24 protein-coding genes are annotated in these 25,686 nt (G+C 69.8%); 16 read left to right on the top strand and 8 right to left on the bottom strand.

The genetic code is table 11. From position 1 onward, the window contains the following. A complete protein-coding gene (locus M2283_RS01675) occupies positions 1-1,251 on the top strand; it encodes an alpha-L-fucosidase (protein WP_280874102.1) in 1,251 nt (416 codons plus the stop codon). A gap of 146 nt (positions 1,252-1,397) precedes the next feature. Beyond that, the gene (locus tag M2283_RS01670; RefSeq protein ID WP_280874101.1) at positions 1,398-2,303 is read left to right on the top strand and encodes a sulfotransferase family protein; all 906 of its coding nucleotides are present in this window, start codon (positions 1,398-1,400) and stop codon (positions 2,301-2,303) included. A 32-nt stretch (positions 2,304-2,335) separates the two neighbouring features. Here the strand turns inward: M2283_RS01670 and M2283_RS01665 are convergent, their stop codons facing one another. Next, positions 2,336-4,015: a carbohydrate binding domain-containing protein gene (locus M2283_RS01665; RefSeq protein WP_280874099.1), complete on the bottom strand. Its 1,680-nt coding sequence runs from the start codon at positions 4,013-4,015 to the stop codon at positions 2,336-2,338. A gap of 148 nt (positions 4,016-4,163) precedes the next feature. Continuing rightward, positions 4,164-5,312 (bottom strand): ATP-grasp domain-containing protein, encoded by a 1,149-nt coding sequence (locus M2283_RS01660; RefSeq protein WP_280874098.1) that lies wholly within the window; start codon positions 5,310-5,312, stop codon positions 4,164-4,166. A 315-nt stretch (positions 5,313-5,627) separates the two neighbouring features. Between M2283_RS01660 and M2283_RS01655 the strand changes: the two genes are divergently transcribed. Continuing rightward, positions 5,628-6,515 carry a metallophosphoesterase family protein gene (locus tag M2283_RS01655; protein ID WP_280874097.1) on the top strand — a complete coding sequence of 296 codons (888 nt, stop codon included), beginning with the start codon at positions 5,628-5,630 and terminating at the stop codon, positions 6,513-6,515. Next, a complete protein-coding gene (locus M2283_RS01650; protein ID WP_280874095.1) occupies positions 6,512-7,198 on the top strand; it encodes a 4'-phosphopantetheinyl transferase family protein in 687 nt (228 codons plus the stop codon). The genes M2283_RS01655 and M2283_RS01650 overlap by 4 nt, the downstream gene beginning before the upstream one ends. Before the next feature lie 40 nt (positions 7,199-7,238). On the opposite strand, the gene M2283_RS01645 is transcribed toward M2283_RS01650, so the two are convergent. Then, a complete protein-coding gene (locus M2283_RS01645) occupies positions 7,239-7,472 on the bottom strand; it encodes a hypothetical protein (RefSeq protein WP_280874682.1) in 234 nt (77 codons plus the stop codon). A 208-nt stretch (positions 7,473-7,680) separates the two neighbouring features. On the opposite strand from M2283_RS01645, the gene M2283_RS01640 reads away from it, so the two are divergent. After that, entirely contained in the window at positions 7,681-8,703 is a 1,023-nt protein-coding gene (locus M2283_RS01640; RefSeq protein WP_280874094.1) for an alpha/beta fold hydrolase, read from the top strand. A 96-nt stretch (positions 8,704-8,799) separates the two neighbouring features. On the opposite strand, the gene M2283_RS01635 is transcribed toward M2283_RS01640, so the two are convergent. Both M2283_RS01635 and M2283_RS01630 read right to left on the bottom strand, forming a co-directional pair. Further along, positions 8,800-9,330 carry a toxin-antitoxin system, toxin component gene (locus M2283_RS01635; RefSeq protein WP_280874680.1) on the bottom strand — a complete coding sequence of 177 codons (531 nt, stop codon included), beginning with the start codon at positions 9,328-9,330 and terminating at the stop codon, positions 8,800-8,802. 32 nt (positions 9,331-9,362) lie between these two features. Next, complete coding sequence (locus M2283_RS01630) at positions 9,363-10,013, bottom strand: helix-turn-helix domain-containing protein (RefSeq protein WP_280874093.1); 651 nt, start codon at positions 10,011-10,013, stop codon at positions 9,363-9,365. Positions 10,014-10,236: 223 nt separating this feature from the next. On the opposite strand from M2283_RS01630, the gene M2283_RS01625 reads away from it, so the two are divergent. After that, positions 10,237-10,899: a hypothetical protein gene (locus tag M2283_RS01625; RefSeq protein ID WP_280874092.1), complete on the top strand. Its 663-nt coding sequence runs from the start codon at positions 10,237-10,239 to the stop codon at positions 10,897-10,899. A gap of 69 nt (positions 10,900-10,968) precedes the next feature. Here M2283_RS01625 and M2283_RS01620 read toward each other — a convergent pair whose 3' ends face one another. Together M2283_RS01620 and M2283_RS01615 are read right to left on the bottom strand one after the other, a co-directional pair. Beyond that, positions 10,969-11,751: a cache domain-containing protein gene (locus tag M2283_RS01620; protein WP_280874091.1), complete on the bottom strand. Its 783-nt coding sequence runs from the start codon at positions 11,749-11,751 to the stop codon at positions 10,969-10,971. Positions 11,752-11,787: 36 nt separating this feature from the next. Next, positions 11,788-12,534, bottom strand: a complete 747-nt coding sequence (locus tag M2283_RS01615) for a FadR/GntR family transcriptional regulator (protein WP_432423008.1) — start codon at positions 12,532-12,534, stop codon at positions 11,788-11,790. A 104-nt stretch (positions 12,535-12,638) separates the two neighbouring features. On the opposite strand from M2283_RS01615, the gene M2283_RS01610 reads away from it, so the two are divergent. The 10 genes from M2283_RS01610 to M2283_RS01565 all read left to right on the top strand — a co-directional run bounded on the left by M2283_RS01610 (position 12,639) and on the right by M2283_RS01565 (position 24,904). Then, positions 12,639-13,682 (top strand): ABC transporter ATP-binding protein, encoded by a 1,044-nt coding sequence (locus M2283_RS01610; RefSeq protein ID WP_280874089.1) that lies wholly within the window; start codon positions 12,639-12,641, stop codon positions 13,680-13,682. Between the two features lie 17 nt (positions 13,683-13,699). Continuing rightward, the gene (locus M2283_RS01605) at positions 13,700-14,908 is read left to right on the top strand and encodes an ABC transporter substrate-binding protein (protein WP_432423007.1); all 1,209 of its coding nucleotides are present in this window, start codon (positions 13,700-13,702) and stop codon (positions 14,906-14,908) included. A 3-nt stretch (positions 14,909-14,911) separates the two neighbouring features. Further along, complete coding sequence (locus tag M2283_RS01600; RefSeq protein WP_280874086.1) at positions 14,912-15,802, top strand: ABC transporter permease; 891 nt, start codon at positions 14,912-14,914, stop codon at positions 15,800-15,802. An 11-nt stretch (positions 15,803-15,813) separates the two neighbouring features. Continuing rightward, positions 15,814-16,629, top strand: a complete 816-nt coding sequence (locus tag M2283_RS01595) for an ABC transporter permease (protein ID WP_280874085.1) — start codon at positions 15,814-15,816, stop codon at positions 16,627-16,629. Between the two features lie 52 nt (positions 16,630-16,681). Continuing rightward, complete coding sequence (locus M2283_RS01590; protein ID WP_348538889.1) at positions 16,682-17,677, top strand: LacI family DNA-binding transcriptional regulator; 996 nt, start codon at positions 16,682-16,684, stop codon at positions 17,675-17,677. Positions 17,678-17,841: 164 nt separating this feature from the next. Next, positions 17,842-19,188: an ABC transporter substrate-binding protein gene (locus M2283_RS01585; protein WP_280874084.1), complete on the top strand. Its 1,347-nt coding sequence runs from the start codon at positions 17,842-17,844 to the stop codon at positions 19,186-19,188. 5 nt (positions 19,189-19,193) lie between these two features. Beyond that, positions 19,194-20,153, top strand: coding sequence for a carbohydrate ABC transporter permease (locus tag M2283_RS01580; RefSeq protein WP_280874083.1), 960 nt, complete (start codon positions 19,194-19,196; stop codon positions 20,151-20,153). Further along, a complete protein-coding gene (locus M2283_RS01575) occupies positions 20,150-21,025 on the top strand; it encodes a carbohydrate ABC transporter permease (RefSeq protein WP_280874082.1) in 876 nt (291 codons plus the stop codon). The genes M2283_RS01580 and M2283_RS01575 overlap by 4 nt, the downstream gene beginning before the upstream one ends. 40 nt (positions 21,026-21,065) lie before the next feature. Further along, positions 21,066-22,682 (top strand): glycoside hydrolase family 13 protein, encoded by a 1,617-nt coding sequence (locus M2283_RS01570; protein ID WP_280874081.1) that lies wholly within the window; start codon positions 21,066-21,068, stop codon positions 22,680-22,682. A gap of 80 nt (positions 22,683-22,762) precedes the next feature. Continuing rightward, a complete protein-coding gene (locus M2283_RS01565; protein WP_432423006.1) occupies positions 22,763-24,904 on the top strand; it encodes a discoidin domain-containing protein in 2,142 nt (713 codons plus the stop codon). On the opposite strand, the gene M2283_RS01560 is transcribed toward M2283_RS01565, so the two are convergent. Beyond that, positions 24,873-25,685 (bottom strand): ABC transporter ATP-binding protein, encoded by an 813-nt coding sequence (locus M2283_RS01560; RefSeq protein WP_280874079.1) that lies wholly within the window; start codon positions 25,683-25,685, stop codon positions 24,873-24,875. The two genes, M2283_RS01565 and M2283_RS01560, sit on opposite strands and share 32 nt — an antisense overlap. Position 25,686 lies beyond the last annotated feature (1 nt).

Below are 25,686 nucleotides of genomic sequence, written 5' to 3'. Positions count from 1 at the left end.
TTGGCCATGCAACCCTGGTTCACCGACGCCAAGTTGGGGATCTTCGTGCACTGGGGCATCTATGCCGTCGACGGCGTCCAGGAGTCCTGGTCGTTCTACGACGACATCGTGCCGCACGAGCGGTACATGTCCCAGCTGGAGCGCTTCACCGGCGCGAAGTACGACCCGCGCGCCTGGGCGGACCTGTTCGCCCGGGCGGGCGCGAGGTACGCGGTCCTGACGAGCCGTCACCATGACGGAGTGGCCCTGTGGGACACGGAGTTCGGCGACCTCAACCTCGGCCGCGACTATCTCTCCGGCTATGCCGAGGCCCTGCGCGAGAAGGACCTCAAGGTCGGCTTCTACTACTCGCACTCCGACTGGAACCACCCCGACTACGCCTCCACGCGCAAGCCGGGCCGCCCGCCGGAGCAGGAGGACAACCGCTACTCCGAGGTCGCCGCCGAGGACGAGGACCTGGTCGCCTGGGAACGCTTCATCGCCTACCGCGACGGCCAGATCCGCGAACTGGCCTCCCGCTACCGCCCCGACCTGATGTGGTTCGACGGCGAGTGGGACCGCAGCGAGGAACAGTGGCGGATCCCCGAACTGGCCGCGCTCATACGGTCGTACGCGCCGCAGGTCGTCTTCAACGCCCGCATGCTCGGCGAGGGCGACTACGCCACCCCCGAGCAGGGCGCCCCCATCGTGCCGCCGGACGGCCCGTGGGAGCTGTGCCTGACGATCAACGACTCGTGGGGATATCAACACCACGACCACAACCACAAGTCGCTCGCGCAGCTCGTCCGCTACTTCACCGAGACCATCGGCGGAGGCGGCAACCTGCTGCTCGACGTCGGCCCGATGGAGGACGGCACCATCCCGCAGCCGCAGGTCGAGCGCCTGGAGGGGCTGGGGGAGTGGATCCGCAAGCACTCCGAGGCCGTCTACGGGACCGTGCGCGGGCTGCCGGCCGGGCACCACTACGGGCCCAGCACGCTGTCCGCCGACCGCCGGACCCTCTACCTCACCCTGTTCGACGCCCCGCGCGCCGAGATCGGGGTGCGGGGCGTGGCCACGAAGGTCCGCCGGGTGAGCGTGCTCGGCACCGGCACCGAGCTGGGTCACCGGGTCGTCGGCGGTCTGCACGAGGCCGTCGGCGTGCTGTGGATCGACCCGCCCGGCGCGGCGGACCTCGATCCGTACGCCACCGTGCTCGCCGTCGAGTTGGACGGGGAGTTGGAGCTGTACCGGGGAGCGGGTCGGTTCTGATTCCCATGGAGAATTAAGAGAACGGTAAGTCCCCTGGTCAGGGCCCGCATTTAGGCTTCGCTGACCAGGGGTGTTCCTTTTTCGGACACCTGGAGTTCGCCTGTCGCGCCTGAGATGCGCCGGTAAGGCGAGAGAAAGGTGTCAGCGTGCGTGACCCGCGTATGTCCGCGATAGGGAAGGGCCTCAGGCGTCGGGGGCGCCTGGTGGCCGAGGCGGTGAGCCCGCCGCGCCGGAGCCTGGACGCGATGCCGTCACCCCGCTCCGCCCCCAAGGCCCCGCCTGGCACGAAGAGTTCGACCGTGCCGTCGTACACCGCCCCGTGCGCACCGCGCCTGGTCGAGTCACCGGTCTTCGTGCTCTCCTCGGTGCGCTCAGGGTCGACGCTGCTGCGCGTCCTGCTCAACAGCCACAGCCGGGTCCGCGCCCCGCACGAGATGCATCTGCGCACGCTGCACGTCGACCTGAGCCGGACCTTCAGCGCGGACGCGATGCAGGCGCTCGAACTCGACAAGGAAGAGCTGGAGCACATGCTGTGGGACCGGGTGCTGCACCTGGAGCTCACCCGCAGCGGCAAGGACGTCATCGTCGACAAGACCCCGCCCAACACCCTCATCTGGCCGCGCCTGCACCGATGTTGGCCCGGCGCCCGCTACATCCTGCTGCTGCGTCACCCCGGCGCGATCGTCGCCTCCCTGACCGACCGCCGCAAGGACCCCGACCACGAGGCCATCCGCGCCGAAGTCCTGCGCTACGCCGAGAAGTTGGAGGAGGCCCGGCTGGGTCTCGACGCCGCCCACGTCATCACGTACGAGGAACTCACCGCCGATCCGGAGCGGGTCACGCGCGGCCTGTGCGACCACCTCGGTGTCGTGTGGGAGCCGGCCATGCTCGACTACGGCAGCAAGGACCACGGGACCTTCCGCCCCCAGCTCGGCGACTGGTCCAGCACCATCAAGTCGGGCCGCGTCCAGCCCGCCCGGTCCGCCGACGGCACGGCCGAACTGCCGCCCAGACTCGTGGAGTTGGCGAAGGCGTGGGGGTACCCGACCTGACGGGTGCCCCCACGCCTCCTGTCGCTACCCGCTCAGCCGGTGAAGCCGGCCGTGATCGAGGTGAACTGCCAGTTGTTCTGGCTGATGCCGGAGCAGTTGCTCACCACGCCACCGCCCGGGCACGGCCGGTCGCGGTTGACCGCCCAGAACGCGAGGCGGGCGATGTGGTGACTGTTGGACCAGTCCTTGATCTGGGTCCAGATCGCGGGCGTGGTGTTCTCCTGCTGGTCGGACAGGCCGTTCATGCCGGAGATGCCGATGTGGGAGTAGGCGGTGGCGTCGTCCCAGCCGAAGGTCGACTTCAGCTTGGTCTTCAGGCCCTCCGCCGCGTTGACGGTGTTGCCGTACATGTTCGAGCCGCCGCCGAAGTCGAACGGCATGATGGTGAAGACGTCGATGTTCGCGCCGAGCGACTGCGCCTGCTCGATGAGCCGGTTGCCGTAGTAGGTCGGACCGGTGGTCGACGTCCCGAAGGTGACGATGGTCTTCAGGCCGGGGTTGTTGGCCTTGACCGTCTTCAGGGCGGTGAGGATCTTCGCCTGCGTGGCCTCGTTCTCGAACTCGTCGGTGTTCTCGATGTCCATGTCGACGGCCTTGAGTCCGTAGGCGTCGATCACCTTCTGGATCGCACCCGCCAGCGCGCTCGCCGAGGAGCAGTTGGCACCGAGCTTGCTGCCCTGCCAGCCGCCGAACGACGGGACGATGTCACCGCCGGCGGAGCGGATCTGGTTGATGGCGGTCTGGTCGACGCCACCGGTCAGCGCCCGTTGGCCGTCCCACGAGGGGTTGCAGCCGCCGGAGTCCAGCACGAAGGCCATCGTGAACCACTTGACGCCGGTCGCGGCCATCACCGTGGTCGGGCTCGGCGGGTCGCCCCAGCCCTCGAAGAGGTAGGGCGCGGCCTGCTTGAACCCGGTGGGGGTGCCGGTGCCCGCGTCCGTCGTGACGCTCACGGAGTTGGAGGCCGCCGAGGCGTTGCCGGCCGCGTCGCGCGCCCTGACGGTGAAGGTGTAGGCGGTGCTGGGTGAGAGCCCGCTGACCGTCGCCGTCGTACCGGAGACGCTTAGCACCTGACTGGAGCCGGCGTAGATGTCGTACGCCGTGACGCCCACGTTGTCCGTGGAGGCGTTCCACTTGAGCGACACGCTCGACGAGGTCTTGCCGGTGGAGGACAGGGCACCGGGGGTCGTCGGCGCCTGGGTGTCGCTACTGCCGCCGGGCCCGTCCAGGCTGATGTCGTCGGCGTAGTAGGTGCCTTGGGCGTACCAGCCGTGCGTGTAGATCGTCGCGCTGGTCTGCGAGGCGCCGGTGGTGAAGGAGACGGTCAACTGGCTGTACGCGGAGGGGGACGAGGTCCACGTCGAGGCGCCGCCGTTCACACCGAGGTAGACGTAGGAGCCGCGCACCCAGCCGCTGAGCGAGTAGGTGGTGTTCGGCTGGACCGCGACGGTCTGGCTGCACTGCGCGATGTCGCTCGAACTCACCGCGCCCTGAAGGGCCTTGGAGCCGCCGTGCACGGGGGAGGAGACGACCGAGCCCAGGTTGCCGGTGCAGCTCCAGGGCGAGAGGACGCCCGACTCGAAGCCGGGGTTGGGAAGGATGTTGGCCGCTTCGGCCGTGCCGGGCAGGGCGACGGCTCCGGCGAGCGCGAGAGCGGCGGTGCCGAGGAGTGCGAGGAGTCGACGTCCGGGACGTCTGAGTGGGTTACGCACGCGATCTCCCTGAAGTAATGGGGATGTTCGGGAGTGCAGACTCGGGAGTACCGAGCAGAGCGGGGTGCGCAACCCAAGTTGGTATGGACCAATCGCGGTGTCAAGATGCTGCGGCGCGATTGGTCCAGACCGGTATGAAGTTGTTCGTCTAGGCAGTCGCGCCGGCGTGGCTGCCGGCCGACTGCGGGGCGACCTCGACGGACTCGGCGGTCTGCGCGGGCACGGACGGCAGCGACACCTGCTCGTCCTCGTCCATCCGCTGGTGCGACGCCGTCAGCGGCCGCAGCTGGCGCGGCCCGGAGACCACCGTGTAGTCCTGTCCGAGGAACGGCGGCACGACCTCGCCCGGGTCTTCGCCGAGCGCCAACTGCACAGCCGCCCAAGGGGCGTTGACCCCGCACAGCGACAGCTGGTGGAGCCCGCCGGCGGGCCGCGTGTTGACGTCCATCAGCACCGGCCGGTCACCGAACATCCGGAACTGGATGTTGGACAGATAGTGCAGCCCGAAGCCCTCCGCGATCCGTCGCGCCGGCTCCAGCCACTGCTCGTGCAGCGTGAACCCGCGCCGCCGCCCGTTCTTCGTACGGCCGATCGCCAGCCGCACCCGGTTGTCGGGACCCGTGAGGCAGTCCACCGACACCTCAGGCTCCTCCAGACGCGGCATCACCAGCCAGTCGACCGGCTCGTCGGTCTCCTTCAGCGCGCCAAGCACCAGATCCAGCGGCACGTACGAGCTCGGGAACCCGGTCAGGTGCATCATCGAGAACGGCGTACGCGTGATGACCCGGAAGCCCACCCCGCCCGCACCGGACGCCGGCTTGAAGCACGCCTTGTGCCCGTCGGCCTCCAACTCCTCGACGGCGGCGAGGAGTTCGTCGGCGTTGCGGACGCGGAACCACGACGGCACCGGCACACCGATCGCCTGCACGGCCTCGTAGGCGATCACCTTGTCGTGGAAGACGGCCACGGCCTCCGGCGGCGGCGCCAGCAGCGCGGTGCCGACCGACTCGAAGTCGGCGCGGTGCGCCACGATCGCCGACTGGTGCAGCCGGGGCACGAAGACATCGATGCCACGACGCTGACACTGGTCGAGCGCGTACTCGACGTACGCGGCGGGGGACAGGCCCTCCGGCTCCAGGTCGGCGGTGTCGGCGGCGGCCAGCACGGGAGAGTCCGCGTCCCCGTGCGTCGCATGAATCTCGACGGCTCGATCGCTGGGATTTCGCCGCAGCTGATCCATGAAGAACACGTTCTCCGCGTACGTGCGGTTGAGCCAGACGCGTACGCGAGAGACCATGCAGGCCGCCTTTCACGGTTCGCGGGCAGGGCAAAGCAGGCCCGTGCCCGGGCAGGGGGGAGGGAGGGTCGCCAAACCACCCCTGTGTGAAGGGAAGTTCGTGGCGGTGGTGTTGGGGCGATCATACGGCTTCGCGGAGGCCCATCGTGCAACGTACGTGTTACGGATTTTCCGATCATGCCCACCCGGAGCAGGAGTTCCGCACGCGCCGCCGCGGTCCGCGCCGGACCGCCTTGTCGGGGCGCCGCGAATATGTTGTCGTGGTCCGAACCGGTGCGCGCGCGGGACGCGCCGGGTGTGCGGAGGGGGCGCGAGGTGACGTCGACGGCCGGTGGTGCCGGACAACTGCTGGCCATCAGTGACCTGCACATCGGGTACGCCGAGAACCGTGCCCTCGTCGAGGAGATGCGGCCGGACACGGACGACGACTGGCTGCTCGTGGCCGGCGACGTCTCCGAGACCGTCGCCGACATCCGCTGGGCGCTGAAGACCCTCGCGAGCCGCTTCCGCAAGGTGATCTGGGCGCCCGGCAACCACGAGCTGTGGACCCACCCCAAGGACCCCGTCACCCTGCGCGGCACCGCCCGCTACGAGCACCTGGTCACCGTCTGCCGCGAACTCGGCGTGACGACCCCGGAGGACCCGTACCCCGTCTGGGACGGCCCCGGCGGCTCGGTCGTCGTCGCCCCGCTCTTCCTGCTGTACGACTACTCGTTCCTCCCGGCCGGCTGTGTCACCAAGGCGCAGGGGCTGGAGTACGCGTACAAGACCGGCATCGTCTGCAACGACGAGTACCTCCTGCACCCCGACCCGTTCCCGAGCCGTGAGGCCTGGTGCCGGGCCCGGGTCGCCGAGACCGAACGCCGGCTCGCGGAGATCCCCGACGACCTGCCCACGGTCCTCGTCAACCACTACCCGCTGGACCGGCACCCCACCGACGTCCTGTGGCACCCCGAGTTCGCCATGTGGTGCGGCACCGAACTCACCGCCGACTGGCACCGCCGCTTCCGGGTCGAGACCATGGTCTACGGACATCTGCACATCCCGCGTACCACCTGGCACGAGGGCGTCCGCTTCGAAGAGGTGTCGGTCGGCTACCCGCGTGAGTGGCGCAAGCGGGCGCAGCCACCGGGGAGGCTGCGGCGGATTCTGCCGTACCGGCCGGACGCGTCGGACGTGTCGAAGGAGGTCGGGACCCGGTGATCGAGGAGCTGCTGCCGCCCGAGGTGGTCGCCGTGGAGGTGCTCGGCGACGACGGGAGCGAGCCCGCCCCGCTGTACCCGGAGGAGGCGGCGGTGGTGGCGCAGGCCGTCGCCAAGCGCCGCCGCGAGTTCGCCCTGGTCCGCGCCTGCGCGCGCCGCGCCATGGAGAAGCTCGGCGTGCCGCCGGGGCCCCTGCTGCCCGGTGAGCGCGGTGCGCCCGGCTGGCCCGCGGGTCTGGTCGGCAGCATGACCCACTGCGACGGCTACTGCGCCGCCGCCCTGATCCGCGCCACCGACCTCGCCTCCCTCGGCATCGACGCCGAACCCCACGGACCGCTCCCCGAGGGCGTCCTGGACGCCGTGTCCCTGCCCGCGGAGGCGGACCGGCTGCGCGGGCTCGCCCAGGAGCGTCCCGGCGTCCACTGGGACCGGCTCCTGTTCAGCGCCAAGGAGTCCGTCTACAAGGCGTGGTTCCCCCTCACCGGGCAGTGGCTGGAGTTCACCGAGGCCGACATCGAGGTCTTCCTCGACCCCGGCGAGCGGCTGCACGGCGGTTTCCGCGCCGACCTGCTCGTCCCGGGGCCGCTCGTCGGCCGACGGCGCGTCAGCCACTTCGAGGGCCGCTGGACCGTCCAGCGGGGGCTGGTGGCGACGGCGATCAGCGTGCCGCACACCGCCGCCTGAAGCGCGGCTGCCGCGGAGCCCCAGCGGTTGCCACGAGGGCCTAGCCGCCCGGGCACCAGCTCTGCAGAAGTCGGAAGAACTCCTCCTCGTTTCCTTGCAGCCCCGCGTCCGCCAGGGCCCGCTCCGCCTCCGCGAGCACGGCGGGCGGAACGACGGGTGGTCGGCGCGTCTCCGGCGGGCCGTCGCCGTCGAAGGCGGCCCGCACGGTGTGCAGCAGTCGCATGTAGGCCTGCACGGCGGTGCGCTCGCGGTCGGTCAGAACGGCGGTGGGCATCATCGGGCGGCTCCTTCTGGATCGGCGTCGTCGGTCGCTCGTCCCAAGCTTGCCGTCCACCACTGACAATCGGGTTTCGCCGCCTTCCGGTTCGCCCGCTTAGCGGAGGCGAAACGTCCTCGAAATCCCTTGTGGGAAAGCAGTCCTAGGCTGGGAGGAAGGGCTTTCGGCCGTGTTCCGCACGGCCAACGGAAGGGGAGGCGAACGCGTGGTCGACGTCCCGCGTCGGCGCCCGGTGCGCGCCGTACGGCTGCGTCCGGTGGGCGACGACGAACTCGAGCTGCGGTACCGCGTCGTGCACGGTTACCGGCGCGCCTACCGCATGGCAGGGGAGGGCCCCGCACTGGTCCTCATCCACGGCATCGGCGACTCCTCGGCGACCTGGACCGAACTGATCCCCGACCTCGCCCGCACCCACACCGTCATCGCCCCCGACCTGCTCGGCCACGGAGCCTCCGACAAGCCGCGCGCCGACTACTCGGTGGCCGCGTACGCGAACGGCGTGCGGGACCTGCTGACGGCCCTCGGCATCGAGTCGGCGACCCTGGTGGGGCACTCGCTGGGCGGGGGAGTGGCCATGCAGTTCGCCTACCAGTTCCCCGAGCGCACCGAGCGGCTCATCCTGGTCAGCGCCGGAGGTGTGGGGCGCGAGGTCAATCCCGTGCTGCGGCTGGTCTCGTTGCCGGGCGCGCATCTGATGCTGTCGTCCCTGCGGCTGCCGGGGATGCGGCTCCAAGTCGGCCTGACGATACGGCTGATGAAGCTGCTGAACACCGACCTCGGGCAGGACGCCGGCGAGTGGCTGACGCTGGTCGACGCCCTGCCCGACGAGACCGCGAGGAACGCGTTCGTGCGGACGCTGCGCGCGGTCGTCGACTGGCGCGGGCAGGTCGTCACCATGCTCGACCGGTGCTATCTGACCGAGGGCATGCCGACCATGCTGCTGTGGGGCGACCGGGACAGCGTGGTGCCCGTGCGGCACGCGTACGGGGCGCACGAGGCGATGCCGGGCAGTCGGCTGGAGATCTTCGAGGGGGCCGGGCACTTCCCGTTCCACAGCGATCCCGGGCGATTCGTGTCGCTGGTCGAGGAGTTCACGCGGACCACGGATCCGGCCGACTGGAGCCGAGAGCACTGGCGGGAGCTGTTGTGCGACGGACAGTCGGACACGGCGTACGGCCGGGCGGCGGAGGCGGATCTGCGGGAGGCCAGCGAGCGCAGTGCCACCTGAGGGTGAGCGGGGTGCGCGGGGCGTGCGCCGCTCGGCAACGCGCCACATCGGCACGGGACTTGATCGCACGGGCACACTGTCACCGCGCGTAGCGCTTCAGCCCTGTGGCCCCAGATACCCCAAGGACGCCCCGATACGGCCCGCCAGGTGGTCGCGCTGCACCGGGCCGCGCAGCCCCGAACCGGCAAGCCACGTACGGCACTTGCTGGCCAGCAGCAGCCCGAAGGCCTCGGCCTCCTGCTCCTCGGCCTGGTCGAAGTGGCTGCGGGCGGCGACCGCGCGGACGGTGGCGAGGAGGTCGGCCCCGTCGTCCAGGAGCCGGGCCGCCACCTTGGCGCCCTCGACGTGATGGCCGTGGTGGCCGGCCTGCATGTGCCACAGCTCGTGACCCAGGATCACCAACTGGTGGTCGGGTGCGGTGCGTTCCTCGATGACGACGAGATCCTGGTCGGTCATGTCGAGCCACAGGCCGCTGGCCGTCGCCGTGGGGAAGGCGGCCGTACGGAAGTGCACCGGGCGGCCGCGGCGCCTGCTCATCGCGGAGCACAGGGCGCCGTACAGGTCCGCCGGTGGCGCGGGCGCGGGCAGCGTGAGTTCCGTGACCAACTCGCCGCACAGGCGGCGCATCTGCTTGCCGATGCCCACAGTTCTCCCCCGGCTCACGACTCGGGCCGCTTGACGCTCTCCAGGAGCATGTCCAGCCACTCCGCGACCTTGTCGCGGTGCTGGTCGGTGGGCAGTTGGGCGGCCCGCCAGGCGATCCCGCGCACCCCGTGGTCCTGCAGCAGCCGCTCCAGCGGGTCCTCGCCGGTACCGTCGGCCTCGCGCTCGGCGAGCTTCTGGAGCAGCTCCTGCTCGGTGCTCTGCAGGGCGCCGGTGAGGGCCTCGGGGTCCTCGGCGGTCAGGAAGCCCGCGTGCACCCGGAAGAAGCGCTGGATGGCGTCGCAGTGCTCCATCGTGGGGCGCCGGTCGCCGTTGATGAGGGCGCCGGCCTGCTGGCGGGACATGCCCGCGCCGTCGGCGATCTCCTGCTGGGTGTACTTGCGGCCGTTGGGCTTCAGGCGCGTGCGGCGCAGCAGGCCCAGGCGCTGGAGGAAGCGGGCCTGGACGTCGGGCTCGCCCGCCGGACGGCCGTTCAGCAGGTCCCTGACCACCGGCTGCGGCACTCCGGAGGCGGCGGAAAGGCGGCCGACGTCGAAGACCTCCGTGTGCGCGACGCCCAGGCGGTCGGCGAGCGCGGCGACGCGAGCGACGACGGCCGGCAGCGCAGCGGTCGCCGTGGTGCCCGGACCCTCGAAGCCATCCGTCACCGACAGATCTCCTACGTTTCTCACCGGCTTTTCACAAGCCGTTGCCGTGAACCCGACGGACATTACCCGTAGGTTCGAACTCACATCCAGGTCTCGCCACAACTGTGGCCAATTTAAGCCGTCAACAGGCACGGAATGCCACGATAGTTGACACGGCTTGCGTCGGGACCGCAGGATCAAGGCGCCGCGTGAAGGCCGCATAGGCAAGAGGGGTGACCTCCCGATGGCGTATCAGGCAGGAGGGCAGCGGCCGGCACCGCGGCCCGTCCCCGAGAGTCCAGAGGCCCAGGCGTATCTGCAGGACTACGCCACCCTCGTGGAGGCTGTCCCCTTTCCGTCCGTCGTCCTCGACCACCGCTGGGACGTCGTTGTCTCCAACAGCGCATTCGCGTCACTTTTCCGCGAGATGAGCCCGCATCCGACCGCGATGCCGTGCGACAACCTGCTGCGTTTCGTGCTGTTCCACCCGGACGCGGGCTCGGTCCTCTGCGATCACGAGTCCCTGTGGTGCCTGCCGATGCTGGCGCAGTTCTCGTCCGCCGTGGAGCGGTGCGCGCACGACCACGGACTTCAGGCCATTCGCCGTGAGATCGCCCAGGACCCGATCATGGAGGCCGCCTTCCGCCAGGGGCTGCCGCACTGGATCCGGGTGGCCGGTGAGGCCGCGCTCGAACAGGACGGTGTCGTGCGGCCCGTGCGCCATCCCGACCCGCGCTGGGGTGTCACCGATTGCCGGGTGGTGGACGAGACGCCGCCCACGCTGCGCGAGTTGGGGTACCGGCGGCTGACGCTGGTCCTGCGTGAGACCCGCCGTGAGCGGTCCCGGCCGCGCGGTGCCAGGTCGGCGGTCGCACATCTGAGGGTGGTCCCCACCCCCGAGGCCTGACCGGGCACCGTCGGCGTTCAGGTCGCCGACGGCGCCCAGTCGGTAACCTGCCAGTTCGCGAGCCGGAGTTCAGCGCGCGGCCGTCACCAGAACCAGCGGGATGCCGTGGCACGGGAACAGCCGCATTCCGTCGAAGTCCGCGGGCCGCGCCCGCTCCAACACCCCCGCGAAATCAGGGCCCTTGGTGAGGGACCCGGCGAGATGGGCGGGGTCCGCGGAGGCCGCCACCCGGCCGCGCGCGTTCACCAGGTACGCCGGTCCCGGCAGCCGTCGTAGCAGCGGCAGGGCGGCCGCCTCGAAGTGCCGCAGGTACACGTCCGCCGCGGCCACTCCGACGAACCGGCCCGCCACCTCGACGGGTGCGGAGAGCGTGAGGCTGTACTCGTCCGAGCAGAGGTAGTCGACGTACGGGCCCGCCACCGCCCGCCGGCCGGTGTCGCGGGGCAGCGCGAACCAGTCCCAGTGCGTGTAGTCCGAGTACGCCGAGTGCTGCGGGTCGAGGTCCAACAGGAGAGGTTTCAGATCCCCTTCGGCGCCGGACTGCCACCACTCCAGCCAGGACGGCACGTCGGTCAGCAGGCCGGGGGCGGCGACGAAGCCCACGCCCGAGACCAACTCCTGGCGGGTCAGCCGCAGATGGAGACCGGGGCGGAGCGCGGCCAGGTCGGCGGTCGCGGGGCGGCGCTGCCGGGCGGCCACTCGGGTCAGCAACTCCGTCGCGTCCGCGCGGGTTTCGGCCACCGCGTCGAACACGGCCTCCAGCGCGTCACCCACCCGCGCCGCCACCTGTTCCTGGGTGGGCGCGTCCAGCGTCGGGGTCGCCGTGCCGACGAGGCCGGGGCTGCTCCTCATGGGGCCCTCCAGCGGACGGGGACCGGTGCGGCGCGGCTACAGGGCGAGACGTACGGCGATGAGCCGCGCCGTCGACTCCTGGACGCACCGCTCGGCCAGTTCCCTGGCCGAATCGTGGGCCCCATCTTGCACGGCCGAGATTACGGAGCGGTGACGGTCCGCCACCTCTTCACGATATTCGTCGTCGCCGAGCACAAGGCACAGCAGCGCCCCGACCTCCGTCTGCAGCGCGACCTGCTCCCGGGTGAGCCGGGCGGACTGGGCGGCGGCGGCCAGCTCCACATGGAAGCGCCCGTACATCCGGGAGCAGGCCGCGGGGTCCGGTGCCTGGCTCAACTCGACCGCGGTGCGGTGCAGTTGGACGAGGTCGTCGGGTTCCGTGCGGTCCGCGGCGAGGCGGGCCGAGGTGCCCGACAGGGCCGCCCAGTGGTCGCCCAGGTCGCGCAGTTCCTCCGGGCTCCAGCCGCGCAGGCGGACCCTGAGGCGCTCCTCGCCCGGGTCCTCGGGCAGCGAGACGAAGGAGCCGCCGCCGCGGCCCCTTCGGGTGGTGACCAGGCCCTGCTGGCGCAGGGCCATGAGGGCCTCGCGCAGGGTCACGGTGGACACGCCGAGCTGCCCGGCCAGCTCGCTCTCGCCGGGCAGCTGCTCCCCGTCGGCGAGCAGGCCCAGCTCGATGGCGTCGCCGAGCCGGCGTACCACGGCGTCCACGCGCGCCCGGTTGTCCACGGGTGCGAAGACGGCTCTGCGGGCGCCGCCGTCGGTCGATTGCTTCACGGCCACCACCTTGTGCGTTGACTCAAGCTTTACCCTAAGGGGGCCTTGAGATTTGAACTATGACTTCATATGTTTCCGTGCAACGTACGAGAGCGCCAGAAAGGTTCCCGCCCATGGAGGGAAGTGCGATCCGGCTGCACGATCTGCGGAAGTCGTTCGGTGAGACGACCGCCGTGGCCGGCATCGACCTGGAGATCCGGGACGGGGAGTTCTTCTCGCTGCTCGGTCCCTCCGGCTCCGGCAAGACCACCGTCCTGCGCATGATCGCCGGGTTCGAGACACCGACCGGCGGCCGGATCGAGCTGGCCGGCCAGGACGTCACGGGCCTCGCGCCCTTCGAGCGGGACGTCCACACCGTGTTCCAGGACTACGCGCTCTTCCCGCACATGACCGTCGAGCAGAACGTGGCCTACGCCCTCAAGGTCCGCAAGGTGCCCAAGGCGGAGCGGCTCGTGCGGGCCCGCAAGGCGCTCGCCGAGGTGCGCCTCGACGGGTACGGGAAGCGCCGGCCCGGCCAGCTCTCCGGCGGGCAGCGCCAGCGCGTCGCCCTCGCCCGCGCCCTGGTCGGCCGGCCCCGGGTGCTGCTGCTCGACGAACCGCTCGGCGCCCTCGACCTCAAGCTGCGCGAGCAGATGCAGGTCGAACTCAAGGCGCTGCAGCGCGAGGTCGGCATCACCTTCGTCTTCGTCACCCACGACCAGGAGGAGGCCCTGACGATGAGCGACCGCATCGCCGTCTTCGACCAGGGCCGCCTCGAACAGGTCGGCACCCCCGCCGAGATCTACGAGCGACCCGTCACCTCGTTCGTCGCGTCCTTCGTCGGCACCTCGAACCTGCTGGTGGGGGAGGCGGCCCAGCGCGTCGTCGGCACCCACGGCACCTTCAGCGTCCGGCCCGAGAAGATCCGGATCGCCGAGGAGTCCGCCGAGGAGCTCACCGACGCCGACGGACCCGAGCACACCACCGCCGTCGGCACCGTCGCCGAGGTGGTCTATCTCGGGGACTCCACCCGCTTCCTGGTCGACCTCGACGCGGGCGGCCGCCTCACCGCGCTCCAGCAGAACCTGGAGACCTCCGCCGAGGACGTCGCCGCCTACCGCGGCACCCGGGTCCGCCTGCGGTGGCAGCGCCGCCACACCGTCCACGTCCCCGACTGATCCGCCGTCCCTCACGTATGGAGAACGTCGTGCGCCACATCCGTACCCTCCAGACCGCGGCCGCCGCCGCGCTGCTGCTGGCCGTCACCGCCTGCGGATCCTCCGACTCCGGCAGCGGCTCGGCCGGCGGCCTCAACCCCCCTGATCTCAAAGCTCAGTCGAAGCTCGGCAAGACCGAGGGCCAGGTCAACCTGATCGCCTGGGCCGGCTATGTCGAGGACGGCTCCAGCGACCCCGAGGTGGACTGGGTCAGCGACTTCGAGAAGCAGACCGGCTGCCAGGTCAACTCCAAGGTCGCCGCCAGCTCGGACGAGATGGTCAAGCTCATGAAGACCGGTGAGTACGACGCCGTCTCGGCCTCCGGCGACGCCTCCCTGCGCCTCATAGCCTCCGGGGACGCCGCGCCCGTCAACACCAAGCTCGTGCCCAACTACGCGGACGTCTTCAGCGGGTTGAAGGACGGGAACTGGAACTCCGTCGACGGGCAGATGTACGGCATCCCGCACGGCCGCGGCGCCAACCTGCTGATGTACAACACCCAGAAGGTGACGCCCGCGCCGACGTCCTGGGCTGCGGTCTTCGACGACGCGTCGAAGTACAATGGCCACGTCACCGCGTACGACTCGCCGATTTACATCGCCGACGCGGCCCTGTATCTCAAGGCCACCAAGCCGGAGTTGAAGATCAAGGATCCCTACGCGCTCGACCAGAAGCAGTTCGACGGCGCGGTGGCGCTGCTCAAGACGCAGAACTCCAGCATCGGCGAGTACTGGGGCGACTACCTGAAGGAGGTCTCCGCCTTCAAGAGCGGGGACTCCGTCGTCGGCACCACCTGGCAGGTCATCGCCAACCTGGCGGCCGACGAGGGCGCCAAGGTCAAGGCCTTCGTGCCGAAGGAGGGTTCGACCGGCTGGTCCGACACCTGGATGGTCTCGGCGAAGGCCAAGCACCCCAACTGCGCCTACAAGTGGCTGGACTGGATCATCTCGCCGAAGGTCAACGCACAGGTCGCCGAGTACTTCGGCGAGGCCCCCGCAAACACCAAGGCGTGCGAGCTGACCAGCGACAAGAACTTCTGCACCACCTACCACGCCACCGACGAGAGCTACTGGAAGAACATCGCCTTCTGGAACACGCCCATCGAGCAGTGCCTGGACGGCCGCACGGACGTCAAGTGCGTGCCCTACGCCAAGTGGGTCCAGGCCTGGACCGAGATCAAGGGCTGAACCATGACCGTAGAGGCGCAGACCGCCGGGCGGGGCACCGTCCGGCGGCTCGCCGGGGCGCTGCACCGGCGCCCCCGGCTCCGGCTGGGGCTGCTGCTGACCGCCCCGCTGCTGTGGCTGGCCGTGCTCTATCTCGGCTCGCTCGCCGTGCTGTTCGTCTCCGCGTTCTGGACGACGAACTCCTTCACCTCCGAGGTGGTGAAGGTCTGGTCGACCGACAACTTCCATGAACTGTTCACGACGCCGGTGTACCGGCAGGTGATCCTGCGCAGCGTCGGCGTCGCGCTCGCGGTGTCCCTGCTGTGCGCGGTGATCGCGTTCCCGCTCGCCTTCTACACCGCGCGGGTGGCACGCCCGAAGTGGCGCCCACTGCTCGTCGTCGCCATCCTCACGCCGCTGTGGGCGAGTTACCTGGTGAAGGTGTACGCGTGGCGGCTGATCCTGTCCGAGGGCGGGCTCGCCGACTGGATGCTGAAGCCGTTCGGGCTGAGCGGTCCGGGCTACGGCCTGCCGGCCACCGTGCTGACACTCACGTACCTCTGGCTGCCGTACATGGTCCTGCCGATCCACACCGCGCTGGAGCAGTTGCCCGCCAACCTCCTTGACGCGTCTGCCGACTTGGGCGCCCGGGGCTGGCGGACCTTCCGGTCGGTCGTGCTGCCGATGGTGCTGCCGTCCGTGGCCGCCGGGTCGATCTTCACGTTCTCGCTCAGCCTCGGCGACTACATCACCGTGCAGATCGTCGGCGGCAAGACCCAGCTGATCGGCAACCTCGTCTACTCCAACATCGAACTCAACCTGCCCATGGCCGCCACCCTCGCCACGGTCCCCGTCGCCGTCATCGTGCTGTACCTGCTCGCGATGCGCCGCACGGGCGCGCTGAGCAGCCTGTAGAGGAGCCCGTCGTGCAACTCTCCCGTTCCGCGCGGATCGCGCTGCGCGTCGCCGCCGGGCTGGGCTTCGCGGTGATCTACGTGCCGCTGCTGCTCGTCCTCGTCAACTCCCTGAACCCGGACCGCAGCGCGAGCTGGCCGCCGCCGGGACTCACCCTGCACTGGTGGTCCGTGGCCAAGGACAACTCCGGTGCGCGGGAGGCCCTTTGGGTCTCGGTGAAGGCGGGCCTGGGCGCCACCGCCATCGCGCTCGTCCTCGGCACGCTGATCGCCTTCGCCGTCGCCCGGTACCGCTTCTTCGGCCGGGACGCCATCTCCTTCGTGGTCGTCCTGCCGATCGCGCTGCCCGGCATCGTCACGGGCATCGCCCTCAACTCGGCCTTCAGCACGGTACTTGAGCCGCTCGGGGTCGGCCTCGGCCTGTTCACCGTGGTCGTCGGGCACGCCACCTTCTGCATCGTCGTCGTCTTCAACAACGTCGTCGCCCGGCTGCGCCGCACCTCCGGCACGTACGAGGAAGCGGCGATGGACCTCGGCGCCCATACCTTCCGCGCCTTCGTCGACGTCACCTTCCCGCTGGTGCGCTCGGCGCTGTTCGCGGGCGGACTCCTCGCCTTCGCGCTCTCCTTCGACGAGATCGTGGTGACCACCTTCACGGCGGGACCGGGTGTCCAGACCCTGCCGCTCTGGATCTTCGACAACATGACCCGACCGCAACAGGCACCGGTCGTGAACGTCGTGGCGGCCGTCCTTGTACTGTTCTCGGTGATCCCGATCTACATCGCCCAGCGCATGTCGGCGGACACGGCGACGAGCAGCCGGGTCTGAGGATCCGACCTCTACGCAAGCCGTTTGCGTTTCTTGCGCTATTCTTGCGCACATGACGCGACGACTTGCCGAGGTAGCGAAGAAGGTCGGGGTCTCCGAGGCCACGGTCAGCCGGGTGCTCAACGGCAAGCCGGGGGTCTCCGAGCCCACCCGGCAGGCGGTGCTCAGCGCCCTGGACGTGCTGGGCTACGAGCGGCCCACGCAGTTGCGCGGCGAGCGCGCGCGGCTGGTCGGCCTGGTCCTGCCCGAGCTGCAGAACCCGATCTTCCCGGCCTTCGCCGAGGTGATCGGCGGGGCGCTGGCCCAGGCCGGGCTGACCCCGGTGCTGTGCACCCAGACCAAGGGCGGCGTCTCCGAGGCCGACTACGTGGACCTGCTCCTGCAACAGCAGGTGTCGGGTGTGGTCTTCGCCGGCGGTCTGTACGCCCAGGCGGACGCGCCGCACCACCACTACCGGCGGCTCGCCGAGCGCAACATCCCGGTGGTGCTGGTCAACGCGTCCATCGACGACCTCGGCTTCCCGGGTGTCTCCTGCGACGACGCGGTGGCCGTGGAGCAGGCCTGGCGGCACCTCGCCTCCCTCGGGCACGAGCGGATCGGCCTTGTCCTGGGGCCGGACGACCACATGCCGTCGGCGCGCAAGCTCACCGCGGCGCGGGCCCTGGGTGAGCTGCCCGACGAGCACATCGCGCGGGCCATGTTCTCCATCGAGGGCGGTCATGCGGCGGCCACCCGGCTCATCGACCGCGGTGTCACCGGTTTCATCTGCGCCAGCGACCCGCTTGCGCTCGGCGTCATCCGGGCCGCCCGCCGCAAGGGCCTCGACGTGCCGGGGCGGATCTCCGTCGTCGGCTACGACGACTCCGCGCTGATGAACTGCACCGAGCCGCCCCTCACCACCGTGCGCCAGCCCATCGAGGCGATGGGACGGGCGGCGGTCGAGCTGCTGAACGCGCAGGTCGGCGGCAGTTCCGTACCCGCCGACGAGCTGCTCTTCGAGCCGGAACTGGTGGTCCGCGGCTCGACCGCGCAAGCGCCGCGGGACTGATTTCCGGAAGCGCTGTCGGACAGTGACCCAGCGCAGTCGGTTGGAGATCCACCACATCCATTCCTCTGTCAAGTAATTACGGATTCTGCGCGATATCTTGCGGACAGCTGTCGGCGGTGCTTGAGTGTGCGGCGCCCACCGCTCCTGCCACGAGGGGTCCACCGATGAGAATCACCGGGTTCCGCCGTACCTTCGCCGCACTCGGCGTCTGTTCGCTTGCCCTGGCCGCCTCCGCCTGCGGGTCGAGCGACGACTCGGCGAGCGGCAAGACCCGCATCACGGTCAACTGCATGCCGCCCAAGAGCGCCAAGGTCGACCGTTCGTTCTTCCAGCAGGACATCGCGTCCTTCGAGAAGAAGAACCCGAACATCGACGTCGCCGCGCACGACGCCTTTCCCTGCCAGGACCCCAAGACGTTCGACGCCAAGCTCGCCGGCGGGCAGATGGAGGACGTCTTCTACACGTACTTCACCGACGCCAAGCACGTCGTCGACGTCCGACAGGCCGCCGATCTCACGCCGTACGTCAAGGAGTTGAAGAGCTACGACACCATCCAGCAGCAGCTGCGCGACATCTACACCGTGGACGGCAAGATCTACGGCATCCCGCGCACCGGCTACTCGATGGGCCTGATCTACAACCGCGCGCTCTTCGAGAGGGCCGGCCTCGACCCCGACACGCCCCCGGCCACCTGGGAAGAGGTGCGCGCCGACGCCAAGAAGATCGCCGCGCTCGGCGGCGGCACCGTCGGCTACGCCGACTACTCCGCCCAGAACCAAGGGGGTTGGCACTTCACCGCCGAGATGTACTCCCAGGGCGGCGACGTCGTCAGCGCCGACGGCAAGAAGGCCACCGTCGACACCCCCGAGGGCCACGCGGTCCTGCAGAACCTGCACGACATGCGGTGGACCGACAACTCGATGGGCAGCAAGCAGCTCCTCGTCCTCAACGACGTCCAGCAGCTGATGGGTTCGGGCAAGCTCGGCATGTACCTCTCCGCCCCGGACAACATCCCGATCCTGGTCAAGGAGAAGGGCGGCAACTACAAGGACCTCGCGCTGGCCCCCATGCCCGGCGGCAAGGGCACGCTCATCGGCGGCGACGGCTACATGCTCAACAAGAACGACTCGCCCGCCCAGATCCGCGCCGGCCTGAAGTGGCTCGACTCCATGTTCCTCACCCCAGGAGACGGCTTCCTCGGCGACTACGCCCGCGCCAAGCAGAACAACGCCCCGGTCGGCCTGCCCGAACCGCGGCTGTTCACCGGCGCCGCCGACGCCAAGGACCAGCAGGTCAAGAAGGCCAACGCCAATGTCCCGGTGGAGAACTACCAGGCCTTCCTGGACGGCAACCAGTCGCTCGACATGAAGATCGAGCCGCCGGACGCCCAGCAGATCTACTCCGTCCTGGACAGCGCCGTCTCCGCCGTCCTCACCAAGAAGGACGCGGACATCGACAAGCTCCTCAAGGACGCCTCCGGCAAGATCGACAGCATCCTGGCCCGGGGTTGACCGAGATGCCCAAGACCACCGCAGCACACCGGCCCGTCGAGGCGGTCGCGGTGCGCCCGGTGCAGGCGCCGCCTCCGGCAGGGGACCGGAGGCGGCGCCGTCTCGCCGAACAGGTGCGCGCCTACGCCTTCCTCGTCGGCGGCCTGATCTGCTTCGCCCTGTTCTCCTGGTACCCGGCGATCCGCGCCGTCGTGATCTCCTTCCAGAAGTACACGCCGGGCTCGTCCCCCGAGTGGGTCGGCACCGACAACTTCACCCGCGTCTGGCACGACCCCGAGTTCACCGCCGCCTGGCGCAACACGCTCACCTTCACGCTGCTCGCCCTGCTCGTCGGCTTCGCGATCCCGTTCGTGATGGCCCTGGTCCTCAACGAACTGCGGCACGCCAAGGCCTTCTTCAGGGTCGTGGTCTACCTGCCGGTGATGATCCCGCCGGTGGTCAGCGCGCTGTTGTGGAAGTGGTTCTACGATCCCGGAGCCGGCCTCGCCAACGAGGTGCTGCGCTTCCTGCACCTGCCCACCTCGAACTGGTCCAACGGCGCCGACACGGCCCTCATCTCCCTGGTCATCGTGGCCACTTGGGCCAACATGGGCGGCACCGTCCTGATCTACCTGGCCGCCCTGCAGTCCATCCCCGGCGAGCTGTACGAGGCGGCCGAGCTGGACGGCGCGAACATCCTCCAGCGCATCCGGTACGTGACGATCCCTCAGACCCGGTTCGTCATCCTCATGCTGATGCTTCTTCAGATCATCGCCACCATGCAGGTCTTCACCGAACCGTTCGTCATCACGGGGGGCGGCCCGGAGAACGCCACGGTCACCGTCCTGTACCTCATCTACAAGTACGCGTTCCTCTACAACGACTTCGGCGGCGCCTGCGCGCTCAGCGTGATGCTCCTGGTGCTGCTGGGCGCCTTCTCCGCCGTGTACCTGCGCCTGACCCGATCCGGAGAGGACTTCGCGTGAGTACCCGCACCCTGGTCTCCCCGGCGGCGCTCGCCCGGCCGCGCGGCCGGGCCATCTACTGGAGCGTCTTCAGCGGCGTCGTCCTCCTCTTCGCGCTGGCCTTCCTCTTCCCGGTCTACTGGATGGTGACCGGCGCGATGAAGTCACCGGACGAGGTGACCCAGACCCCGCCGACGCTGATCCCCAAGCACTGGCACCTCACCGGCTACACCGATGCCTGGGACCTGATGCAGCTGCCCCAGCACCTGTGGAACACGGTGGTCCAGGCGGCCGGCGCCTGGTTCTTCCAGCTGGTGCTGTGCACGGCCGCGGCCTACGCCCTGTCCAAGCTGAAGCCGGCCTTCGGCAAGCTGATCCTCGGCGGCATCCTGGCCACCCTGATGGTCCCGGCCCAGGCCCTGGTCGTACCCAAGTACCTGACCGTCGCCGACCTGCCGCTGATCCACACCAGTCTGCTCAACGACCCGCTCGGCATCTGGCTGCCGGCCGTCGCCAACGCCTTCAACCTCTATCTGCTCAAGCGGTTCTTCGACCAGATCCCGCGCGACGTGCTGGAGGCCGCCGAGATCGACGGCGCCGGCAAGCTGCGCATCCTGTGGTCGATCGTGCTGCCGATGTCACGGCCGGTCCTGGGTGTGGTCTCGATCTTCGCCCTGGTCGCCGTGTGGCAGGACTTCCTCTGGCCGCTGATGGTCTTCTCCGACACCGACAAGCAGCCGATCAGCGTGGCGCTCGTCCAGCTGTCGCAGAACATCCAGCTCACCGTGCTCATCGCGGCGATGGTGATCGCCAGCATCCCCATGGTCGCCATGTTCCTGGTCTTCCAGCGGCACATCATCGCCGGAATCAGCACGGGCAGCACGAAGGGCTGACACCGACCGCCCTCCGCCCCGAGACAGAAAGGCAGGCACAGTGGGACAGCCCACCCATACCCACAAGCAGCCGAAGGACCAGGACTGGTGGCGCTCCGCCGTCATCTACCAGGTCTACGTCCGCAGCTTCGCCGACGGCGACGGGGACGGCACAGGCGACCTCGCCGGGGTCCGCGCCAAGCTGCCGTATCTCGCCCAACTCGGTGTGGACGCCCTGTGGTTCAACCCCTGGTACCTGTCCCCGCTGAAGGACGGCGGCTACGACGTCGCCGACTACCGCGCGATCGACCCGGCCTTCGGCACCCTCGCCGAGGCGGAGAAGCTGATCTCGGAGGCGCAGCAGCTGGGCATCCGCACCATCGTCGACATCGTGCCCAACCACGTCTCCGACCAGCACCCCTGGTTCCGGGCCGCGCTCGCCGCCGGGCCCGGCAGCCCCGAGCGCGAGTTGTTCCACTTCCGGCCCGGGCGCGGGGAGCACGGCGAACTCCCGCCCAACGACTGGCCGTCGCAGTTCGTCGGCTCCACCGAGCCGGTGTGGACCCGGCTGCCCGACGGCGACTGGTACCTCCACCTGTTCACACCCGAACAGCCCGACCTCAACTGGGCCCACCCGGCCGTCCGTCAGGAGCACGAGGACATCCTGCGCTTCTGGTTCGAGCGTGGCGTCGCGGGCGTCCGCATCGACTCGGCCGCCCTGCTCGCCAAGGACCCGCGACTGCCGGACTGGGTCGAGGGCCGCGACCCCAACCCCTTCGTGGACCGCGACGAACTCCACGACATCTACCGTGCCTGGCGTGCGGTCGCCGACGAGTTCGGCGGCGTGTTCGTCGGCGAGGTGTGGCTGCCGGACGCCGAGCGCTTCGCCCGCTATCTGCGCCCGGACGAGCTGCACACGGCCTTCAACTTCTCGTTCCTGTCCTGCCCTTGGGACGCGGACCGGCTGCGTACGTCGATCGACACCACGCTCGCCGAGCACGCCCCGGTGGGCGCCCCCGCCACCTGGGTGCTGTGCAACCACGACGTCACCCGGACCGTCACCCGCTACGGCCGCACCGACACCGGCTTCGACTTCGCGGCCAAGGCCTTCGGCACCCCGACCGACCTCGTCCTCGGCACCCGGCGCGCTCGCGCGGCGGCCCTGCTCTCGCTCGCCCTGCCGGGAGCGGTCTACCTCTATCAGGGCGAGGAACTCGGCCTGCCCGAGGCCGACGTCCCGCGCGACCGCATCGAGGACCCGATGTACTTCCGCTCCGGCGGCACGGATCCGGGCCGCGACGGCTGCCGGGTCCCGCTGCCCTGGATCACCGACGCTCCGTACGCGGGCTTCGGCTCGCAGCAGGAACCGTGGCTGCCGCAGCCCGCCGGCTGGGCCGAGTACGCCGCCGACCTGCAGGCGGCCGACCCCCGCTCGATGCTCGCCCTCTACCGCGAGGGCATCAGGCTCCGGCCGCTCATCGGCGACGGCCCGCTCGGCTGGCTGCCCGCCCCCGAGGGTGTCCTGGCCTTCACCAGGGCCTCCGGCGTGCTGTGCGTGGTCAACCTCGCCGACGCGCCCGCCGACCTCCCCACCCACACCGAACTGCTCCTCGCCAGCGGCCCGTTGGACGACAACGGCCGACTGCCGAGGGACACCGCGGCCTGGCTGCGTACCTGACCCGCGGCCAGGCCGCGCGCACCCCGCTATCCCCTACCCCCACCACGAAGGGATCAGCAATGCACAGAACTGTCAGGGGCATGCCAGCACTGATGGTGGTGGCCCTCTCCGCCGGACTGCTCACCGCGACCGCCCCCACCGCCCACGCGGCCGCCGGCGCGAGCCTCCCCTTCACCTCCGTGGAGGCCGAGTCCGCGACCACCACCGGCACCAAGGTCGGCCCCGACTACACCCAGGGCACCCTCGCCTCCGAGGCCTCGGGACGGCAGGCCGTACGCCTCACCTCGGGCCAGCGCGTCGAGTTCGCCGTGCCGAGCGCGGCCAGCGCCGTGAACGTCTCCTACAGCGTCCCGGACGGCCAGTCCGGCACACTCGACGTCTACGTCAACGGGACCAAGCTCGCCAAGACGCTCACGGTGACCTCCAAGTACTCCTACATCGACACCGGTTGGATCGCCGGTGCCAAGACGCACCACTTCTTCGACAACGCCCGGCTGCTGCTCGGCCGGAACGTGCAGGCGGGCGACAAGGTCGCCTTCCAGTCGACGGGCACCCAAGTCACCGTCGACGTGGCCGATTTCGAACAGGTCGCCGGGGCCGCGGGCCAGCCCGCCGGTTCGGTCTCCGTCACCTCCAAGGGCGCCGACCCCAGCGGCAACGGCGACTCCACGCAGGCCTTCCGGGACGCGATCTCCTCCGCGCAAGGCGGAGTCGTGTGGATCCCGCCGGGCGACTACAAGCTGACGTCCTCGCTCAGCGGCGTCCAGAACGTCACCCTCCAGGGCGCCGGCAGCTGGTACTCCGTCGTGCACTCCTCACGGTTCATCGACCAGTCCAGCTCCTCCGGTGGCGTCCACATCAAGGACTTCGCGGTCCTCGGCGAGGTCACCGAGCGCGTCGACTCCAACCCGGACAACTTCGTCAACGGCTCGCTGGGACCGAACAGTTCGGTCTCCGGCATGTGGCTCCAGCACCTCAAGGTCGGCTTCTGGCTGATGGGCAACAACGACAACCTGGTCGTCGAGAACAACCGAGTCCTGGACACCACCGCCGACGGTCTCAACCTCAACGGCAGCGCCCACGGGGTCCGCGTCCGCAACAACTTCCTGCGCAACCAGGGCGACGACTCCCTCGCCATGTGGTCGCTGAACGGGGCGGACAGCAACAGCAGCTTCGAGAACAACACCATCTCGCAGCCCAACCTCGCCAACGGCATCGCGATCTACGGCGGCACCGACATCGCGGTGCGGGGCAACCTGATCTCCGACACCAACGCCCTCGGCAGCGGCATCGCGATCTCCAACCAGAAGTTCCTCGACCCTTTCTCCCCGCTGGCCGGCACCATCACCGTCGACGGCAACACGCTCGTCCGGGCGGGCGCGATCAACCCCAACTGGAACCACCCGATGGGCGCCCTGCGCGTCGACTCCTACGACAGCGCCATCAACGCCACCGTCAACATCACCAACACGACGATCACCGACAGCCCGTACAGCGCCTTCGAGTTCGTCTCCGGCGGTGGTCAGGGCCACCCGGTCAGGAACGTCAACGTGACCGGCGCGACCGTCCGCAACACCGGTACGGTCGTCGTCCAGGCCGAGGCCCAGGGCGCGGCCACCTTCCGCAACGTGACGGCCACCTCGGTCGGCGCGGCGGGCGTCTACAACTGCCCCTACCCGGCGAACTCCGGCTCCTTCGCCCTCACCGACGGTGGCGGCAACTCCGGCTGGAGCAGCGCCTGGTCGGACTGCTCGACCTGGCCGCAGCCGGGTCAGAGCAACCCCGACCCGGATCCCGGCAGCAACCTCGCCAAGGGCCGCCCGGCCTCCGCGAGCAGCTCGCAGGATGTCTACACGCCCGGCAAGGCCGTCGACGGGGACGCGAACAGCTACTGGGAGTCCGCCAACAACGCCTTCCCGCAGTCGCTGACGGTCGACCTGGGCTCGGCCAAGGCCGTACGCCGACTGGTGCTGAAGCTGCCGCCGTCCTCGGCCTGGGGCGCGCGCACCCAGACCATCACCGTGCAGGGCGGCACCGACGCCTCGACCTCCTCGACCGTCGTCGGCGCCACCGGCTACCGCTTCGACCCGGCCACCGGCAACACGGTCACCATCGCCCTGCCCAGCAGCACCAACCTGCGCTATCTGCGGCTGTCCGTCAGCGCCAACACCGGCTGGCCGGCCGCGCAGTTCAGTGAAGTGGAGGCGTATTCGACTTCGTGACCGCGTCCTGCGGTATCCCGCGCTTCGCCGCCTGGATCTGCTCGTACACATGGGTCCGCAGCTCGGCGAAGCGCGGGGCCACACGCGTGTGCAACTGGTCGCGCTCGTCGGGCAGATCGACCTTCAGCTGCTCCTGCACGACGGTCGGGGAGGCGGACAGCACGATCACCCGCTCGCCCAGGTACACGGCCTCGTCGATGTCGTGGGTGACGAACAGGATCGTGATCCCGCGCTCCCGCCACAACCCCCGTACGAGGTCCTCCAGATCGGCCCGCGTCTGCGCGTCGACCGCCGCGAACGGCTCGTCCATCAGCAGGACCTGAGGCTCGTAGGCCAACGCCCGTGCGATCGCGACGCGTTGCTGCATGCCGCCGGACAGCTGCCACGGATACGCCCCGGCGGCGTCCGCGAGACCGACCGACTCCAGCGCGTCCGCGACCAGCTCCTTGCGGCGGGCCTTGGTCAAGTTCTTCTGCTTCAACGGGAGTTCGACGTTCTGGCCGACCCGCATCCAGGGGAAGAGACTGCGTCCGTACTCCTGGAAGACGAACGCCATCCCGGGCGGCGGGCCGCTCACCGGCTTGCCCGACAGCAGTACCTCGCCGGCCGTCGGCGTGAGCAGACCGCCCATGCACTTCAGCAGCGTCGTCTTGCCGCAGCCCGACGGGCCCACCAGGCAGACGAGTTCACCGGCCGACACCGTGAAGGTGAGGTCGCGCACGGCCTCCACGCGGCGCCCTGATCCCTCGTAGACCTTGTGCAGGCCGCGTATGTCGAGCATG

The sequence above is a fragment of the Streptomyces pseudovenezuelae genome (genome assembly GCF_029892565.1).
Lineage (GTDB): Bacteria > Actinomycetota > Actinomycetes > Streptomycetales > Streptomycetaceae > Streptomyces > Streptomyces pseudovenezuelae_A.
The sequence above is the reverse complement of the archived record's forward strand: the minus strand, read 5'-3'. Positions and strand labels throughout refer to the sequence as shown.

Excerpts from the sequence above, each read along its gene's own strand:
- M2283_RS01660 (WP_280874098.1), bottom strand. The coding sequence starts at position 5,312 with ATGGTCTCTCGCGTACGCGTCTGGCTCAACCGCACGTACGCGGAGAAC.
- M2283_RS01645 (WP_280874682.1), bottom strand. The coding sequence starts at position 7,472 with ATGCCCACCGCCGTTCTGACCGACCGCGAGCGCACCGCCGTGCAGGCC.
- M2283_RS01635 (WP_280874680.1), bottom strand. The coding sequence starts at position 9,330 with ATGCGCCGCCTGTGCGGCGAGTTGGTCACGGAACTCACGCTGCCCGCG.
- M2283_RS01625 (WP_280874092.1), top strand. The coding sequence starts at position 10,237 with ATGGCGTATCAGGCAGGAGGGCAGCGGCCGGCACCGCGGCCCGTCCCC.
- M2283_RS01620 (WP_280874091.1), bottom strand. The coding sequence starts at position 11,751 with ATGAGGAGCAGCCCCGGCCTCGTCGGCACGGCGACCCCGACGCTGGAC.
- M2283_RS01610 (WP_280874089.1), top strand. The coding sequence starts at position 12,639 with ATGGAGGGAAGTGCGATCCGGCTGCACGATCTGCGGAAGTCGTTCGGT.
- M2283_RS01605 (WP_432423007.1), top strand. The coding sequence starts at position 13,700 with ATGGAGAACGTCGTGCGCCACATCCGTACCCTCCAGACCGCGGCCGCC.
- M2283_RS01600 (WP_280874086.1), top strand. The coding sequence starts at position 14,912 with ATGACCGTAGAGGCGCAGACCGCCGGGCGGGGCACCGTCCGGCGGCTC.
- M2283_RS01590 (WP_348538889.1), top strand. The coding sequence starts at position 16,682 with ATGACGCGACGACTTGCCGAGGTAGCGAAGAAGGTCGGGGTCTCCGAG.
- M2283_RS01585 (WP_280874084.1), top strand. The coding sequence starts at position 17,842 with ATGAGAATCACCGGGTTCCGCCGTACCTTCGCCGCACTCGGCGTCTGT.
- M2283_RS01580 (WP_280874083.1), top strand. The coding sequence starts at position 19,194 with ATGCCCAAGACCACCGCAGCACACCGGCCCGTCGAGGCGGTCGCGGTG.
- M2283_RS01565 (WP_432423006.1), top strand. The coding sequence starts at position 22,763 with ATGCCAGCACTGATGGTGGTGGCCCTCTCCGCCGGACTGCTCACCGCG.
- M2283_RS01560 (WP_280874079.1), bottom strand. The coding sequence starts at position 25,685 with ATGCTCGACATACGCGGCCTGCACAAGGTCTACGAGGGATCAGGGCGC.